Genomic DNA, 16,786 nt, shown 5'->3' with positions numbered 1-16,786 from the left:
CGCCTGCGGGCACCCTTGCGGGCGGAGGGACGCTAACGGTCCGCGAGGGCGCGCTCCCCCGCGCGGCGCATGGCGGCGAGCGGGGCCGGGGCGCGGCCCGTCATCTGCTCCACCTGGAGCACCGCCTGGTGGAGCAGCAGGTCGAGTCCGCTGACGACGGCCCCGCCGTACGCCGACCAGCGGGCCGCGAGTGCGGTCGGCCACGGGTCGTAGAGCACGTCGAAGAGGGTGGCGGGCATCTCGGGGACGGCGGCGGCGAGGGCGTCGGTGGCGCCGGCCGGGGTGGTGGCCACCACCAGCGGGGCACGCAGCGCCTCCTCGGCGTCCGCCCAGTCGGCGATGCGCACGGTGACGTCCAGCCGCTCGGCCCAGCCCCGCATCTCGGCGGCGCGCGCCTGGCTGCGGACGTAGACGGCGACCTCGCCGGTGCAGATCCGGGCCAGCGCGGCCAGTGCGGAGGAGGCGGTGGCGCCGGCGCCGAGGACCGCCGCGGTCTCGACCTTCTCGATGCCGTGTTCGCGCAGGGCGGCGACGATGCCGGGGATGTCGGTGTTGTCGCCGGTCTTGCGGCCGTCCTCGGTGAGGACCACGGTGTTCACCGCGTCCACGGAGGCCGCCGTCTCGCTGATCTCGTCGAGCAGCGGGATGACCGCCCGCTTGAGCGGCATGGTCAGCGACAGCCCCGCCCATTCGGGGCCCAGCTGCTCGAAGAAGCCCGGCAGCGCCTCTTCGCCGACGTCGAAACGGTCGTACGTCCAGCCGTCCAGACCCAGCTCCGCGTAGGCGGCGCGGTGCAGCACCGGGGAGAGGGAGTGGGCGATCGGGGAGCCGAGTACGGCTGCTCGGCGACGGTCAGCTGCCGGAGCTGGCATTGTACTTGTCCTTCAGCTTCAGGAACTCGTCGTGCGTCTTGGCGAACTCGGTCTTGCTCACGCCGTCGGTCGCCACGAAGTACATCCAGCCGTCCTTCGTGGGTTCGAGCGCCGCCTGCAGTGCCTCTGCGCCGGGGTTGCCGATGGGTCCGGGCGGCAGGCCCTTGTTGGTGTAGGTGTTGTACGGGTCCGGGTTGCTGTTGATCTCGGACTCGCTGATGCGGATCTTGCTCTGGCCCTTCAGGTAGTTGAAGGTCGAGTCGAACTGGAGCTCCTGGTTGGTCTCCGTGTTGGTGGGCTTGAGCCGGTTGTAGATGACCTCGGACATCCTGCGGAAGTCGTCGTGGGTCTTGCCCTCCGCCTGCACCAGGCTCGCGACGGTGAGCAGCTGCCAGGGCCCGTCGAGGCCGAGGCCCTCCGCCTTCTCCGCGAGTCCGATCTTCTCGTACTGCTCGGTGGCCCGCGCCACCATCTGCTTCAGTACTTCCTCGGGCTTCTGCCCCTTGGCCGCCGAATAGCTGGACGGGTAGAGGAATCCTTCCAGCGGATCCTTCACGTTCTTGTGGTTCATCGCCCAGTCGGGCAGGCCGAGACTCTTCCACTCGGTTTTGGCGACGCCGGCCGTGGTGCCCTCGTCCACCCCGAGCTGCTTGTCGATCATCTTGTAGACGTCGACGTTGCGCTTGCCCTCGGCGATGATCAGGTTGCTGCGGCTCTTGGGGTTGAGCAGGAGTTCGACAGCGCTCTCGGCCGACATCTCCTTCTCCAGCGTGTACGCGCCGTCCTGGATGCTCTTGCCACGGGGATTGCTCTGGTGGGCGGCGATGAAGGCGTCGACGCTCTTCACCACGCCCTTCCGCTTCAGCTCCTGGCCGATGGTCGAGCCGCCCGCGCCCTTGGGGATGGTGACGGTCACCTGCTCGCCGTTGCCGTCGCCCGCGTAGTCCGGGGCCGCGCCGAAACGATCCTGGTAGAACTGGTAGCCGAAATATCCGACTCCCGCCACGCCGCCGCCCAGGACCAGGCAGACCACGAGGCACGCGACTCCGCTGCGGCCCTTCTTGGGCTTGCCGCCCCGGCCGCCCCTGTCCCTGCGGTCACCGCGCCCGCGGCCGCCGAAGTCGTCGTCTTCTCCGTCCGCGTCCCCGCCCGCGAAGAAGGCGTGCTCGCCCTCGTCGGGACCGGGGTCCCAGTCGGTGCGCTCGGGGTCGGGATCGGTGCGTCGGCGGCCGGGCGGTTCCGGCGGCGGGTACGCCTCCGGGGTGCCGTAGAAGTCGGGCTGCTCCGCGCCGTAGGCGGCGGACTGCTGGCCGTAGGGGTCCGACGGGTCGGCGGGGTACTGCGCGTGGGGATGCGCGCCGGTGCCCCAGCCGCCGTTGTCGTAGCCGTGCTGGGGCTGCCCCTGGGAGGCGTACTGCTGGTCGTACTGCTGCCGGTCGTACTGCTGCTGGTCGTACCGCGGCTGACCGTACTGGTCGTACTGCGGCTCGGGGGGCTGCTGCTGACCGTACTGGTCGTACTGCGGCTGCTGACCGTATGCGGACTGGCCGCCATCGCCCCAGTCGCCGTACTGCTGCTGCGACTGCTGCTGCTCCGGATACTGCTGTGGCTGGCCGCCGTAGGGGGACTGCTGACCCGTATGGGCCTGCGGTCCGCCCCATCCGCCGTCCCCGTACAACGGGTCCTCCGGATGCCACGGTTCGGAGCCTGGGCCCCGGCCATACTCAGTCATCGATCCCCTAGAGCCGCGAGGCGACGGGGTGCGCGCGGCCTGTCATGGAGGGCCGGCTTCCGTTCCGCCTCTTGCTGTGCGGTGGCTGTTCGAATGCCTCCGCATCGCGCGGAACGTTACCGTATCGCGATCAGATGACCACTTCGACGCCCTCGCCGGGTGCTCTGCCTGACACCCGTTCGGATTCCAGCGCCTGCTGAAGGATGATCACAGCGGCGGCCTGGTCGATGACGGACCGGCCCTTCTTGGACTTCACTCCGGAGGCGCGCAGTCCCTGACTGGCGGTCACCGTGGTCATCCGCTCGTCGACGAGCCTGACCGGGACCGGCGTGATGCCGCGGGCCAGCTCCTGCGCGAAGCGCCTGACCTTGGCCGCGGCCGGGCCCTCGCCCCCCTTGAGGGAGCGAGGGAGACCGACGACGACCTCGATCGGTTCGTACTCCTCGACCAGTTGCCGCAGGCGGCGGTGGGCCGCGGGGACGTCGCGGCCGGGGACGGTCTCCACCGGCGTGGCGAGGATTCCGTCGGGGTCGCACGAGGCGACCCCGATACGGGCGTCCCCGACGTCGACGGCCAGGCGGCGACCGCGGCGCATGACCGGGCCCGCCGCCGGGGCGTCAGCCGGCTCGTCCATCCGGCCGCCGCTCGGGCCGTTCGCCGAGCCGCTCACTTGGCGCTGTCCGCCACGAGGCGCTCGACGGCGTCGACGGCGTCGCCGATGGCGGCCGGGTTCTGGCCGCCGCCCTGGGCGACGTCCGGCTTGCCGCCACCGCCGCCGCCGAGGGTCTTGGCGGCGGTGCGCACCAGGTCACCGGCCTTGAGACCGCGCTCGCGGGCGGCCTCGTTGGTGGCGATGACCGTCAGGGGCTTGCCGTTGACGGTCGTGAACAGGGCCACGACCGCGGCCCGGCCGCCCTGGATGCGGCCACGCACGTCGAGGACCAGCTTGCGCAGGTCGTCGGCGGTGGTGCCGTCCGGGACCTGCCCGGTCACCAGGGCGACACCGCGCACGTCCTTGGCGGAGTCGGCGAGCGAGCCGGCGGCCTGGAGGACCTTCTCGGCGCGGAACTTCTCGATCTCCTTCTCGGCGTCCTTGAGCTTGCCGAGCATGACGGAGACCTTCTCCGGGAGCTCCTCCGGGCGGCCCTTGATCAGCTCCTGGAGCTGGGCGACGACCGTGTGCTCACGGGCGAGGAAGTTGTAGGCGTCCACGCCGACCAGGGCCTCGATACGGCGCACGCCGGAGCCGATGGAGGACTCGCCGAGCAGCTTGACCAGGCCGAGCTGGGCGGTGTTGTGCACGTGGGTGCCGCCGCACAGCTCCTTGGAGAAGTCGCCGATGGTCACGACGCGCACGCGCTCGCCGTACTTCTCGCCGAACTCGGCGATGGCGCCCTGCTTCTTGGCCTCGTCGATGCCCATGACGTCGGCACGCACGTCGAGGTCGCGGGCGAGCACCTCGTTGATCTTCTGCTCGACGTCGGTCATCACGGCCGTCGGAACTGCGGCTGGCGAGCCGAAGTCGAAGCGGAAGCGGCCGGGCTGGTTCTCGGAACCGGCCTGGGCGGCCGTCGGGCCGAGGGCGTCGCGCAGCGCCTGGTGGGTGAGGTGGGTGGCCGAGTGGGCACGGGCGATGGCCTTGCGGCGGCGGTCGTCGATGGAGGCCTGGGCCTTGGCACCGACGGTGACCTCGCCGACCTGGACGACACCCTTGTGGACGTACACGCCCGGGACCGGCTTCTGGCAGTCGCGGATCTCGATGACGGCGCCGGTGTCGACCTTGATCCGGCCGGTGTCACCGATCTGGCCGCCGCCCTCGGCGTAGAAGGGGGTGCGGTCGAGGACGATCTCGACCTCGTCGCCCTCGGTGGCGGCCGGGGAGGAGGCGCCGTCGACGAGGATGCCGACGATCGTGGACTCGCTCTCGGTGTCGCTGTAGCCGACGAAGTCGGTGGCGCCGGCCTGGTCGGCGATCTCGCGGTAGGCGCCGGTGCCGGCGTGGCCGGTCTTCTTGGCCTGGGCGTCGGCCTTGGCGCGCTCCCGCTGCTCCTTCATGAGGCGGCGGAATCCGTCCTCGTCCACGGAGAGCCCCTGCTCGGCGGCCATCTCCAGGGTGAGGTCGATCGGGAAGCCCCAGGTGTCGTGGAGCAGGAACGCCTTGTCGCCGGCGAGGACGGTGCCGCCGGTGGCCTTGGTGTCGCTGACGGCGGTGTCGAGGATGTTGGTGCCGGCCTTCAGGGTCTTCAGGAAGGCGTTCTCCTCGGCGAGGGCTACCTTCTCGATCCGCTCGCGGTCGGTGATCAGCTCGGGGTACTGCTGCCCCATCATCCCGATGACGACGTCGATCAGGTCCTTGACGACCGGACCGGTGGCGCCGAGCAGGCGCATGTTGCGGATGGCGCGGCGCATGATGCGGCGCAGCACGTAGCCGCGGCCCTCGTTGCCGGGGGTGACGCCGTCGCCGATGAGCATGACGGAGGTGCGCATGTGGTCGGTGACCACGCGCAGGGAGACGTCCGAGGCGTGGGCGTCGCCGTAGGCCACGCCGGTCAGCTCGGTGGCCTTCTTGATGACGGCCATGGAGGTGTCGATCTCGTACATGTTCTGCACGCCCTGCAGAATCATGGCGAGCCGCTCCAGGCCGAGCCCGGTGTCGATGTTCTGGCTCGGCAGGTCCCCGAGGATCTCGAAGTCCTCCTTGCCGATGCCCTCGCCCCGCTCGTACTGCATGAAGACGAGGTTCCAGATCTCCACGTACCGCTCGTCGTTGACGGCGGGGCCGCCCTCGGCGCCGAACTCGGGGCCGCGGTCGTAGTTGATCTCGGAGCAGGGGCCGCAGGGGCCGGGGACGCCCATGGACCAGTAGTTGTCCTTCTTGCCGAGGCGCTGGATGCGCTCGGAGGGGACGCCGACGACGTCGTGCCAGATGCGCTCGGCCTCGTCGTCGTCCTTGTAGACGGTGATCCACAGGCGCTCGGGGTCGAGGCCGTAACCGCCCTTGTCCTGGGCGCTGGTGAGCAGCTCCCAGGCGTACTTGATGGCGCCTTCCTTGAAGTAGTCGCCGAAGGAGAAGTTGCCGCACATCTGGAAGAAGGTGCCGTGGCGGGTGGTCTTGCCGACCTCTTCGATGTCCGGCGTGCGCACGCACTTCTGCACGCTGGTGGCGCGGTCGAAGGGCGGCTTGACCTCACCCAGGAAGTAGGGCTTGAAGGGCACCATGCCGGCCGGGACCAGCAGCAGAGTCGGGTCGTCCGCGATGAGCGACGCCGAAGGGACGACGGTGTGACCGCGCTCCTCGAAGAAGCTCAACCAGCGGCGACGAATCTCGGCCGACTCCATCAGTGGTCCTCATTCCGGTTGTACGAGTACGTCGCCCTGACGTCGACGACGGACTTCGGGTTGTTGCGGTTCTCGATGGCGTTGTAGCGCCGGGGTTCGGGGAGTTCGCGGTCGACGGGGGCGTTCAGCCCGAGCGCGTCGTCCAGTTCGGCCTCCCGCTGGGCCATGTTCTCGCGGACGTCGAGTGCGAAGCCCACCGCGCGGTCCTTGAGCCGGGTGCCCGCGTCGAGCGCCTTGTTCGCCGCGGTCGCGGCGAGGCTTTCGGGGGTCAGCTGCTTGAGCTTCCGGTTGACCTTGGTGGTGGCCCACACGCCGGCGGCGACGCCGGTGCCGAACCAGAACGTACGGCGGAACATCGCTGGATCAGTCCTTCTTCCGCTTCGTCCGCCGCGCCGCCGGGATCGTACGGCCGACGATCACGGTGCGCCGCGGCTCCTTGGCCGGGCCCGCGGGCACGTCCTCCTTGCGACCGCCGAGTGCCCGGCGCACGCCGTACCCGAACGCGGCGACCTTGACCAGGGGGCCGCCGAACGTGGCGGCCACCGTGGTGGACAGCGCGGAGGCGTTCGACGTGACCTCCTGGACGTCGGAGGCGATCGCGTCGACCCGGTCGATCTGGGTCTGCGCGGAGCGCACCGCCGACGAGGCGTCGGACAGCAGCGGGACGGCCTGGTCGGTCACGTCCGCCACGAGCTTGGTGGTCGCCCTGAGCGTCTGGGCCAGCCTCGCCAGTGCGACGGCGAGGAAGGAGACCAGGATCGCCCAGAAGACGGCCACCAGGATCCCGGCCACCTCGCCACCGGACACTGTGTGCACCCGCTCCCTGAAAGACGTGCCTGAACATCGGGAAAGTCGTTCACCGAGCCTATCGCGCCGGGCACGGGGCTCCGTACCGGATTGCCGTCCGCGCGCGGCGCGGGGCGATGGAATCGCGAGAAGCGATTGTACGGAGTGAATTCGGTTCAGTACGCTCCGTGTTTCATGCGAGACCTTCGGCGCGACGGCATCCCGCACGGCAATCTACCGCTGGAACTCGACGCCTTCGTGGGGAGAGCGGCGGAACTCGCGGAGCTGGCCGGGGCGCTGGGCTCCGGGCGGCTGGTGACCGTGACCGGGACCGGCGGGGTCGGGAAGTCGCGGCTGGCGGCGCGGGCGGCCGCGCGGTGCGCACCCCGGGACGGGGTGTGGCGGGTGGAACTGGCGCCGGTGCGCGACGAGGAGTTCGTCGACTACGCGGTCGTGGAGGCGCTGGGCCTGACCGACCACACGACCCGGCTGCCGCGCGAGGCGCTGCTCGCGCACCTCGCCGAGCGGGAGTTGCTCCTGGTCCTCGACGGGGTCGAGCACCTGGTGGACGCCTGTGCCGCGCTGACGACCGACCTGCTGGGCCGCGCTCCGGGGCTGCGGGTCCTGGCGGTGGGGCGCAGGCCGCTGGGCGTGGCCGGGGAACGGCAGGTTCCGCTGGCGCCGTTGAGTCCGGAGGAGGCGGTGGAGCTGCTGACGGTCCGGGCGGGGCAACGGCACCTGGCGTACGGGTACGACGCCGACCGCGAGGACGGCCACGGGGACGTGCGCGAACTGTGCCGGCGCCTGGACGGGATCCCGCTGGCGATCGAACTGGCGGCGGGGCGGCTGGACGCGCTGTCACCGGGACAGGTGCTGCAACGGCTGGACGACCGCTTCCGCCTGCTGACCGGCGGGGACCGCACCTCACTGCCCCGGCACCGCACGCTGCGCACGGCGATCGGCTGGAGCCATGAGCTGTGCACGCCGGCGGAGCGGCTGCTGTGGGCGCGGCTGTCGGTGTTCGCGGGACCGTTCGACCTGGAGGCCGCCGAGTACGTGTGCAGCGGCGAGGGGCTGCCCGCCGACGATGTGCTCGACGTGCTCTCCGCGCTGCTCGCCCAGTCCCTGCTGACCCGCGAGGAGGCCCCGGCCGGGGTGCGCTACCGGATGCTCGACACGGTGCGGGCGTACGGCGCCGACTGGCTGGCGGCGACGGGCGACGCGACGCGGCTGCGGCGGCGGCACCGGGACTGGTACATGGGCCTGGCGACCTGGTGCGAGCTGGAGTGGTTCTCGCCGCGCCAGCGTGAGGTCGCCGCGCGGGTGGACGCGGAGCTGCCCAATCTGCGCAGCGCCCTGGAGTACTGCCTGACCGAGCCGGACGAGGCTCATCTGGGCCAGTATCTGGCGGGCGCGCTGTGGTTCCACTGGGTCGGCTGCGGACGGCTGTCGGAGGGGCGGCGCTGGCTGGAGCAGGCGGTGCGGCTGGACGTGGAGGGGACGGCGGGCGAGCAGTCCCGGCTGAAGGCGCTGTGGGTGCTCGGCTACGTGGCGATCCTGCAGGGCGACACGGTGCCGGCGCTGGCGGCGCTCCAGGAGTGCCGGGAGGAGGCCGAGCGGTCGGCGAATCCCACGGCGGTGGCCTACGCGGAGCACCGCACCGGGTGTCTGGCCCTGGTCACCGACGACATGCCGCGTGCGGAGACGCTGCTGCGCTCCGCGCTGCGGCGGTACCGGGAGATCGGCGAACTCAACAGCAACGTCCTGATGGGTCAGGTGGAGCTGGCGATGACGCGGGCGTTCCAGGGCGATCTGCCGGAAGCGGTGCGATTGTGCGAGGACGTGCGCCAGGTGTGCGAGGACCACGGCGAGCGCTGGGCCCGGGGCTACGCCCTGTACGTGCTGGCCTACGCGGCGTGGAGCGACGGGGAACCGGGGCGTGCCCGCGAGCTGCTGGCCGACTGCCTGGCCGGTGCGCACCGGTTCCGGGACCAGCTCGGCTCGGTGCTGGCGGTGGAACTGCTGGCCCTGGTCACCGTGGCGGACGGTAACGCGGCGGAGGCGGCGGTGCTGCAGGGCGCGGCGGGGCGGATGTGGCCGTCGGTGGGCCTGCCGTTGTTCGGCTCGGCGCACTACAACGCGCCGCACGAGCTGTGCGAGGCGGCGGCGCGGGAGCAGCTGGGCGACGAGCGGTACGAGGAGTGCGTGCGGCACGGGGCGCGGCTCGGCCGCCGGGAGGCGGTGTCGCGGGCGCTGCGGCGGCCCGGGGCGCCGGCCTCGCTTCCGGCGCCGCGCGGGAGCGCGCGGCGTGCCGCGGCGGGCGCGCGGACGGCGAAGCCCGCCGCCTCGCCCACCCGGAAGGGCGGGGAGACGGCGGGCTGAGGTACCGCTGGTGGTACTGCGGCCTGCTCGTTCAGCGATGTCGCTGGATCAGCGGGCGTAGTACTCGACGACGAGCTGCTCGTCGCAGATCACCGGGATCTCCTTGCGGTTCGGCTCGCGGTCCAGGCGGAACGCCAGGGCCTTGAGGTTCACCTGGAGGTAGCGCGGGGTCTCGCCGTCGGGGGCGAAGCCACCTTCACGGGCGATCGTGAAGAGCGTCTTCTCCTTGGAGCGCTCGCGCACCTGCACGACGTCGTCCGGGCGGACGCGGAAGGACGGCTTGTCGACCTTCTGGCCGTTGACCTGGATGTGGCCGTGCACGACCATCTGGCGGGCCTGGTAGATCGTGCGGGCGATGCCCGAACGCAGGACCAGCGCGTCGAGGCGGCGCTCCAGCTCGATGACCAGGGCCTCGCCGGTCTTCATGTTGGTCTTGGAGGCGCGCTCGTAGGCGCGGACGAGCTGACGCTCGCTGAGGTCGTACTGCGCGCGCAGACGCTGCTTCTCGAGCAGACGGACCTTGTAGTCCGAGTTCTGCTTGCGGCCGCGGCCGTGCTCGCCCGGCGGGTAGGGGCGGGCCTCGAAGTACTTGACGGCCTTCGGGGTCAGCGCGATGCCGAGGGCACGCGACTTCTTGACCTTGGGACGGGGCTGGTTCGCCACTGTCTGTGTCTCTTTCCTGGATTCCGGCTTGTCAGGGTTGAGGGAGGTCGCAATCCGCAGCCGGGGAAACCCGCCTGGTCCGCGTGGGACCTGCCGGGCAGCCGCTCCCCTGGTCTGGGCACATACGTGCAGCACGCGAGTGGCCCACCGACCGCTTCCGGAACTCCGGGTGGTGGTGGGCTGCCCGCGACACCTATCGACGGTGCGCGACGCTCCTGGAACCCGCTGGGGGTTCCGGCCGGGTGTTCCGTTCTGACTGCACGGGACTCGGCACTCCGGGTGATTCTACAGGCTGCTCAGGACCGCTTGCGACCGAGGTGCCCGCGGGTCCACTCCACCGCGTCCGCGTACCGGGCCTCGGCGCCGTGCCGGGTCGGGGTGTAGTACGTGCGGTCCTTCAGCTCGTCCGGCGCGTACTGCTGGGCGGCGATGCCCTCCGGCAGGTCGTGCGGGTACACGTACCCCTGCCCGTGTCCGAGCTTGCCCGCGCCCTTGTAGTGGCTGTCGCGCAGGTGCGAGGGGACCGGTCCGGCATGTCCCTTGCGTACGTCGTCCAGGGCGGCGCCGATGGCGGTGGTCGCGGCGTTGGACTTGGGGGCGAGGGCCAGGGCGATGGTGGCGTGGCTGAGGGTGAGGCCGGCCTCGGGGAAGCCGATCATGGCGACGGCCTGGGCGGCGGCGACGGCGATCGGCAGCGCGTTCGGATCGGCCAGGCCGATGTCCTCGCTGGCGGAGATCATCAGACGCCGCGCGATGAAGCGGGGGTCCTCGCCGGCCTCGATCATCCGGGCCAGGTAGTGCAGGGCGGCGTCCACGTCGGAGCCGCGGATGGACTTGATCAGGGCACTGGCGACGTCGTAGTGCTGGTCGCCGTCGCGGTCGTACTTCACCGCGGCCCGGTCGACCGTCTCCTCCAGCGTGGTCAGGCCGATCTCCGTCTCGCCCTTGTCCAGCGCGGCCCCGGCGGCGGCCTCCAGCGCGGTCAGGGCACGGCGGGCGTCGCCGCCGGCGATGCGCAGCAGGTGCTCCTCGGTGTCCTCGGGGAGACCGACGGCCTCCTTCAGGCCGCGCTCGTCGGTCAGGGCCCGGCGGACCAGGTCCCGGACGTCGTCGTCGGTGAGGGGTTCGAGGGTGAGGAGGAGGGAGCGGGAGAGCAGGGGGGAGATCACCGAGAAGTACGGGTTCTCGGTGGTGGCGGCGATCAGGGTGACCCAGCGGTTCTCGACGGCCGGGAGCAGGGAGTCCTGCTGGGCCTTGCTGAAGCGGTGGATCTCGTCGAGGAAGAGGACGGTCTCCTTGCCGTACCCCCCGACCGCGCGGCGGGCGCCGTCGATGACCGCGCGGACCTCCTTGACGCCCGCGGTGATCGCCGACAGCTCCACGAAGCGCTTGTTGGTGGCCTTGGAGACGACGTACGCCAGGGTGGTCTTGCCGGTGCCCGGCGGGCCCCAGAGGATGACCGAGGACGGCCCCGCGGGGCCGGAGCCGCCCTCGCCGACCAGTCGGCGCAGGGGGGATCCGGGCTTGAGCAGGTGCTGCTGGCCGACGACCTCGTCGAGGGTGCGCGGGCGCATCCGCACGGCGAGGGGGCTGCCGGTCGGGTCATTCTCCTGGCGTTCTTCGGCTGCGGCGGTGAACAGGTCGGGCTCCACGTTCTGAACCCTAGATGACGGCGCTGACAATGCGGCGGGCGCGGTGTGCGGAGGGCGACCGCCGGCCCGTCAGCTGGTCCAGAAGTCCCACCAGCGGGTCAGGATCATCATGCCGATGATGCCGGTGTGCAGTACCGGCAGGACCCAGGTGAACTCGCCGAAGAAGCCCCTGAGCCAGTTCGGCGCGGGCAGGAAGCCCTTGCGGACGTTGAAGGACGTCACGTACCAGAACATCACGATCGTCGCGACCCAGGCCAGGCAGCACCACAGGCACAGCGCGTTGATCCGGTACAGCGACTGGAACTGCAGCCAGGTGCAGAACCCGACGCCGAAGAGCGTGCCCGCGTTGAAGGTGAGCCAGTACCAGCGCGGGAAACGCGCTCGCGCCAGCAGGCTCATGCCGACACAGACGACGATGCCGTAGGTGACCAGGCCGAGCATCGGGTTGGGGAAGCCGAAGACGGCCGCCTGGTCGCTCTCCATGACGCTGCCGCAGGAGACGACGGGGTTGAGGCTGCACCCGGGGGTGAACGTCGTGCCCGCGACCTTGGCCTCGAGGAGCTTGAACTTGTCGAGCGTGATGACCCAGGCGGCGAGCACTCCGGCCGCGCCCGTGATCACCAGCAGCAGGGCGAGGGCACGGCTGCCGCCCTCGGCGCGCGGTGCTCCGGCGGTGGGTTCCGGCGCGGGCTCTGCCACGGTGGAGACGTCCTTCACTGTCGTCTTGCTCATCACGCCGATTCCGTCACTTGAGTCGGACCTGCTTCGGGCAGGGCCATTGTGCCGCACGGACCTGTAAGGCCACGGTTCGATGAACATAAGAACGCACCGGTGATCGCCCTGGAGTGGCGTATTCCGGCCGATGTCCGTTCCCCGGGGGCACACGCGAGCGAACGCGCGCGCCCCTGGGGACGACGGGACGTACGGAGCTGCTAGCCGAGCCTCGACTCCAGCTCGGCGACGATCTCGTTCACGCCGATCGCCGCCTGCTCGCCGGACTCCATGTCCTTGAGCTGGACGACGCCCTCGGCGAGGTCGCGCTCGCCCAGGACGAGGGCGTAGCGCGCACCCGAGCGGTTGGCCGCCTTCATCGCGGCCTTCAGGCCCTTGCCGCCGTAGGAGAAGTCGGCGGCGACGCCGTTCTTGCGCAGCTCGGTGACCTTGGCGAAGAGGATCCGGCGGGCCTCCTCGCCGAGCGGTACCGCGAAGACGGAGGTGACCGACGGGATGTCCAGTTCGATGCCCTCCGCCTCCAGGGCGAGGACGGTGCGGTCGACGCCGAGGGCCCAGCCCACGGACGGCAGGGACGGGCCGCCGATCATCTCGGACAGTCCGTCGTAGCGGCCGCCGCCGCCCACCGCGGACTGGGAACCCAGCCCGTCGTGGACGAACTCGAAGGTCGTGCGGGTGTAGTAGTCGAGCCCGCGCACCAGCTTCGGGTCGTCCTCGAAGACCACGCCCGCCGCGGTGATCAGCTCGCGCACCTCCTCGTGGTACGCCTTGCAGGCGTCGCACAGGTAGTCGCGCAGCAGCGGGGCGTCGGTCAGCTGCTTCTGCACGTCCGGGCGCTTGTCGTCCAGGACGCGCAGCGGGTTGATGTCCGCGCGGCGCAGCGTCTCCTCGTCCAGGTCCAGGCCGCGCAGGAAGTCCTGGAGCGCGGCGCGGTAGACCGGGCGGCACTCCTGGTCGCCGAGGGAGTTGAGCAGGATGCGGAAGCCCTGCAGGCCCAGCGAGCGGTACGACTGGTCGGCGAGGATGATCAGTTCGGCGTCCAGCGCCGGGTCCTCGGCGCCGATCGCCTCGGCGCCGACCTGCGAGAAGTGGCGGTAACGGCCCTTCTGCGGACGCTCGTAGCGGTACTGCGAGCCCGAGTACCAGACCTTCACCGGCAGGTTGCCCGCCTTGTGCAGGTTGGCCTCCAGGACCGCGCGCAGCACGGGGGCCGTCGTCTCCGGGCGCAGGGCGAGCCGGTCGCCGCCCTTGGTCTCGAAGACGTACATCTCCTTGGTCACGATGTCGGTGGACTCGCCGACACCGCGCGCGAAGAGCTCGACGTTCTCGAAACCGGGCGTCTCGATGTAGCCGTAGCCGGAGTTGCGCAGCGGGGCGGCGATCGCCTCGCGGACCGCCAGGTACTTGGCGGAGTCCGGCGGCAGCAGGTCGTACGTGCCCCTGGGGGCCTTGAAGGTGCTCACGGGAGGTCTCTCGTCACATTCCTCGTCGGGGAGCCCGGGGAGCTCCCTGGCCCGCCGCCACCTGCCGCAGATACGGGTTGGTGGCGCGCTCCTGGCCGATGGTCGTCTGGGGGCCGTGTCCGGACAGCACCACGGTCGAGTCGTCGAGCGGCAGGCACACGCGTGCCAGCGATTCGAGCATGTCGTCCATGGAGCCACCGGGGAAGTCGGTGCGTCCGATGGAGCCGGCGAACAGCAGGTCGCCCGAGAACATGACCGGCGGGATGTCCGCCGCCTCGGGCAGGCCGAAGGTCACCGACCCCTTGGTATGGCCCGGCGCGTGCGCGACGGTCAGCTCCAGGCCGACCAGCTCCAGCTTCGCGCCGTCGGTCAGTTCCCTGACGTCGTCCGGTTCCCCGACGGTCAGCTCGCCCATGAGCGGCATGCCGATGGTGCGGCCGATCCCCTTCTCGGGGTCGCTCATCATGAAGCGGTCGTCGGGGTGGATCCAGGCCGGCACGTCGTGCGCGCCGCAGACCGGGACGACCGAGGCCACATGGTCGATGTGACCGTGGGTGAGGACGACGGCGACGGGCTTGAGCCGATGCTTCCTGATCGCTTCCTCGACTCCCGGGGCCGCCTGATGGCCAGGGTCGATGATCACGCACTCCTCACCGGCGGCGGGGGCGACGAGATAGCAGTTCGTCCCCCAGGCCCCGGCGGGGAACCCGGCAATGAGCACGATCGTCCTTCGTTTGTGTCGGTACGGGTGGGCTTGCGAACGGACCGCGCCCATGGTCAGAGCCTACCGGCGGTGCCGATTCCTCAGCGAACCCATATACGGTACGGGGCTACACGCCCACGGTCGGCTCATCGCACCCACGCGTACCGGTCGGCACACGAAGACGCATGAGGAGAGAACCCGGTGGTCACCCAGGAGCAGCGGCGGCGTCAGCTCGCCCGGGAGAAGTTCTTGCGGCAGCAGCAGCGACGCACCTCCGCGCGACGCAAGGCCCGCATGCGCAACGCCGCGATCGCGTCGGTGCTCGGCGTGATTCTGATCGGCAGTGTCGCGCTGTACACGACCGGGGTGGTCCTGGACGACGGCGACAGCAAGACGAACGCCAACGCGGAGGTCACCCCGAGCGCCTCGGCGAGCAGTGAGCCGCCGAAGGACCCGTGCGACAAGCCGGCGGAGGGCAAGGTCAAGACGCAGACCTGGAAGAAGGAACCTGCGATGACCATCGACAAGTCCGCGAAGTACACGATGAAGCTGGCGACGACCTGCGGCGACATAGACATCGCGCTGAAGACGTCGGCGGCGCCGCACACCGTCAACTCGTTCAACTTCCTGGCCGGCAAGGGCTTCTTCGACCACACGCCGTGCCACCGGCTGACCACCAACGGGATCTACGTGCTCCAGTGCGGCGACCCGACGGGCCAGGGCAACGGCGGTCCGGGCTACAACATCCCGGACGAGAACCTGAAGGACAAGAGCCTGAAGGAGAACACGTACCCGGCGGGCACGGTGGCGATGGCCAACACCAGTCAGCCGAACACCGGCGGCAGCCAGTTCTTCCTCGTGTACCAGAACAGCCCGCTGCCCCCGAGTTACACGCCGTTCGGCACCATCTCGGACGAGGGAATGACGGTGTTGAAGAAGATCGCCGCCGCGGGCGAGAGCACCGGCGCGGGCGACGGAGCACCCAACGCGACGGTCGTGATCGACAAGGCCACGGTCACGAAATCCTGACCCTCATCAGCGAAAGTTCGGTCGCGCGGGATGCGGACAGGCCACCCGCCGGTCGCCTATGTTGGCCGTGACGAAACTGTGGACGATGCCCGGGGGTAGCGAAGCCCTCCGCAGGCATCATGTGGAGGAGGCGCTGTGAGCAGCGACCCGTGGGGCCGCGTCGATGAGACGGGGACCGTGTACGTGCGTACGGCCGACGGCGAGCAGGTCGTCGGTTCCTGGCAGGCGGGCTCCCCCGAGGAGGCCCTGGCCTACTTTGAACGCAAGTACGAAGGCCTGGTTGTCGAGATCGGCCTCCTCGAGAAGCGAGTGAAGACCACCGACCTGTCGGCGAAGGACGCCCAGACCGCCGTCGACCACCTGCGGGAACAGGTCGACGCGCACCACGCGGTGGGCGACCTGGACGCGCTGCGGGCCCGGCTGGACAAGCTCGTCGCACTGGTGGAGACGCGCCGCGAGGAGCGCAAGGCGCAGCGGGCGAAGCAGTCCGACGAGGCGCGCGGCGCCAAGGAGGCGCTGGTCGCCGAGGCCGAGGAGCTGGCGCAGTCGGACCAGTGGCGGGCGGCCGGTGAGCGGCTGCGGTCCCTGGTGGACACCTGGAAGGGCCTGCCGCGCCTGGACCGCAAGTCCGACGACGAGCTGTGGCACCGCTTCTCGCACGCGCGCTCGGCGTTCTCCAAGCGCCGCAAGCAGCACTTCGCGCAGTTGGACGCGCAGCGCGAGGAGGCCCGGCGGACCAAGGAACGGCTGGTCGGCGAGGCCGAGGCGCTGTCGAACTCGACGGACTGGGGGCCGACGGCCGCGCGCTACCGCGACCTGATGTCCGAGTGGAAGGCCGCGGGCCGTGCCCAGCGCGAGCACGAGGACGACCTGTGGAACCGCTTCCGCGGCGCCCAGGACGTGTTCTTCGCCGCCCGCAGCTCGGTCTTCGCCGAGCGGGACGCCGAGCAGACGGAGAACCTCAAGCTCAAGGAGGAGCTGGCCGGGGAGGCCGAGAAGCTCCTGCCGGTCACTGACCTGAAGGCGGCCCGGGCCGCGTTCCGCGCGGTGAACGAGCGCTGGGAGGCCATCGGTCACGTGCCGCGCGACGCCCGTCCCAAGGTCGAGGGACGGATGCACGCGGTCGAGCGGGCGCTCCAGGAGGCCGAGGAGACCGAGTGGCGCCGGACCAACCCGGAGGCACGCGCGCGTGCCGAGGGTCTGACCGGTCAGCTCCAGGCCGCCGTGGACAAGCTGCGCTCGCAGATCGAGCAGGCCCGTGCCCAGGGCAACAACGCGAAGGCCGACAAGCTGGAGCGCGAGCTGGAGGGCCGGCAGGCGCTGCTGGACCAGGCCCTGAAGGGTCTGCACGAGTTCGGCGGCTGACACCCCGCGCATACACGCGGAGGGGCTCCCGTACACGCCGTACGGGAGCCCCTCCGCCTGTGTGACGG

General features: G+C 70.7%; 14 protein-coding genes. 3 read left to right on the top strand and 11 right to left on the bottom strand.

The genetic code is table 11. The features are described 5' to 3' along the window. Positions 1 to 32: 32 nt before the first annotated feature. From RI578_RS32065 to RI578_RS32040, 6 genes are all read right to left on the bottom strand, one after another. Complete coding sequence (locus RI578_RS32065; RefSeq protein ID WP_310874313.1) at positions 33 to 872, bottom strand: shikimate dehydrogenase; 840 nt, start codon at positions 870 to 872, stop codon at positions 33 to 35. Then, the gene (mltG, locus tag RI578_RS32060; protein ID WP_310874312.1) at positions 853 to 2,604 is read right to left on the bottom strand and encodes an endolytic transglycosylase MltG; all 1,752 of its coding nucleotides are present in this window, start codon (positions 2,602 to 2,604) and stop codon (positions 853 to 855) included. Before mltG ends, RI578_RS32065 begins: the two co-directional genes overlap by 20 nt. A 130-nt stretch (positions 2,605 to 2,734) precedes the next feature. Then, positions 2,735 to 3,238, bottom strand: a complete 504-nt coding sequence (ruvX, locus tag RI578_RS32055; RefSeq protein WP_310874311.1) for a Holliday junction resolvase RuvX — start codon at positions 3,236 to 3,238, stop codon at positions 2,735 to 2,737. Positions 3,239 to 3,270: 32 nt separating this feature from the next. Then, a complete protein-coding gene (gene alaS, locus RI578_RS32050; protein WP_310874310.1) occupies positions 3,271 to 5,943 on the bottom strand; it encodes an alanine--tRNA ligase in 2,673 nt (890 codons plus the stop codon). After that, complete coding sequence (locus RI578_RS32045; RefSeq protein ID WP_210961462.1) at positions 5,943 to 6,299, bottom strand: hypothetical protein; 357 nt, start codon at positions 6,297 to 6,299, stop codon at positions 5,943 to 5,945. The genes alaS and RI578_RS32045 overlap by 1 nt, the downstream gene beginning before the upstream one ends. Before the next feature lie 7 nt (positions 6,300 to 6,306). Continuing rightward, positions 6,307 to 6,759, bottom strand: a complete 453-nt coding sequence (locus tag RI578_RS32040; RefSeq protein ID WP_310874309.1) for a DUF948 domain-containing protein — start codon at positions 6,757 to 6,759, stop codon at positions 6,307 to 6,309. A gap of 165 nt (positions 6,760 to 6,924) precedes the next feature. Between RI578_RS32040 and RI578_RS32035 the strand changes: the two genes are divergently transcribed. Next, the gene (locus RI578_RS32035) at positions 6,925 to 9,111 is read left to right on the top strand and encodes a regulator (RefSeq protein ID WP_310874308.1); all 2,187 of its coding nucleotides are present in this window, start codon (positions 6,925 to 6,927) and stop codon (positions 9,109 to 9,111) included. Positions 9,112 to 9,159: 48 nt separating this feature from the next. Here the strand turns inward: RI578_RS32035 and rpsD are convergent, their stop codons facing one another. The 5 genes from rpsD to RI578_RS32010 form a co-directional block, all read right to left on the bottom strand. Continuing rightward, entirely contained in the window at positions 9,160 to 9,774 is a 615-nt protein-coding gene (gene rpsD, locus RI578_RS32030) for a 30S ribosomal protein S4 (RefSeq protein WP_003977321.1), read from the bottom strand. Positions 9,775 to 10,070: 296 nt separating this feature from the next. Beyond that, positions 10,071 to 11,426 (bottom strand): replication-associated recombination protein A, encoded by a 1,356-nt coding sequence (locus tag RI578_RS32025; protein ID WP_310874307.1) that lies wholly within the window; start codon positions 11,424 to 11,426, stop codon positions 10,071 to 10,073. 69 nt (positions 11,427 to 11,495) lie between these two features. After that, the gene (locus RI578_RS32020; protein WP_310874306.1) at positions 11,496 to 12,158 is read right to left on the bottom strand and encodes a vitamin K epoxide reductase family protein; all 663 of its coding nucleotides are present in this window, start codon (positions 12,156 to 12,158) and stop codon (positions 11,496 to 11,498) included. Positions 12,159 to 12,358: 200 nt separating this feature from the next. Then, positions 12,359 to 13,621: a histidine--tRNA ligase gene (hisS, locus tag RI578_RS32015; protein WP_310874305.1), complete on the bottom strand. Its 1,263-nt coding sequence runs from the start codon at positions 13,619 to 13,621 to the stop codon at positions 12,359 to 12,361. 13 nt (positions 13,622 to 13,634) lie between these two features. Next, positions 13,635 to 14,342, bottom strand: coding sequence for an MBL fold metallo-hydrolase (locus RI578_RS32010; RefSeq protein ID WP_310874304.1), 708 nt, complete (start codon positions 14,340 to 14,342; stop codon positions 13,635 to 13,637). Positions 14,343 to 14,525: 183 nt separating this feature from the next. Between RI578_RS32010 and RI578_RS32005 the strand changes: the two genes are divergently transcribed. Both RI578_RS32005 and RI578_RS32000 read left to right on the top strand, forming a co-directional pair. Beyond that, on the top strand, positions 14,526 to 15,353 hold the full coding sequence (locus RI578_RS32005) for a peptidylprolyl isomerase (RefSeq protein ID WP_310874303.1): 828 nt from the start codon (positions 14,526 to 14,528) through the stop codon (positions 15,351 to 15,353). A 135-nt stretch (positions 15,354 to 15,488) separates the two neighbouring features. Further along, positions 15,489 to 16,718, top strand: coding sequence for a DUF349 domain-containing protein (locus tag RI578_RS32000; protein WP_310874302.1), 1,230 nt, complete (start codon positions 15,489 to 15,491; stop codon positions 16,716 to 16,718). Positions 16,719 to 16,786 lie beyond the last annotated feature (68 nt).

The sequence above is a fragment of the Streptomyces sp. BB1-1-1 genome, from assembly GCF_031597775.1.
In the GTDB taxonomy this organism is placed as follows: Bacteria; Actinomycetota; Actinomycetes; order Streptomycetales; family Streptomycetaceae; genus Streptomyces; species Streptomyces thinghirensis.
The sequence above is the reverse complement of the archived record's forward strand: the minus strand, read 5'-3'. Positions and strand labels throughout refer to the sequence as shown.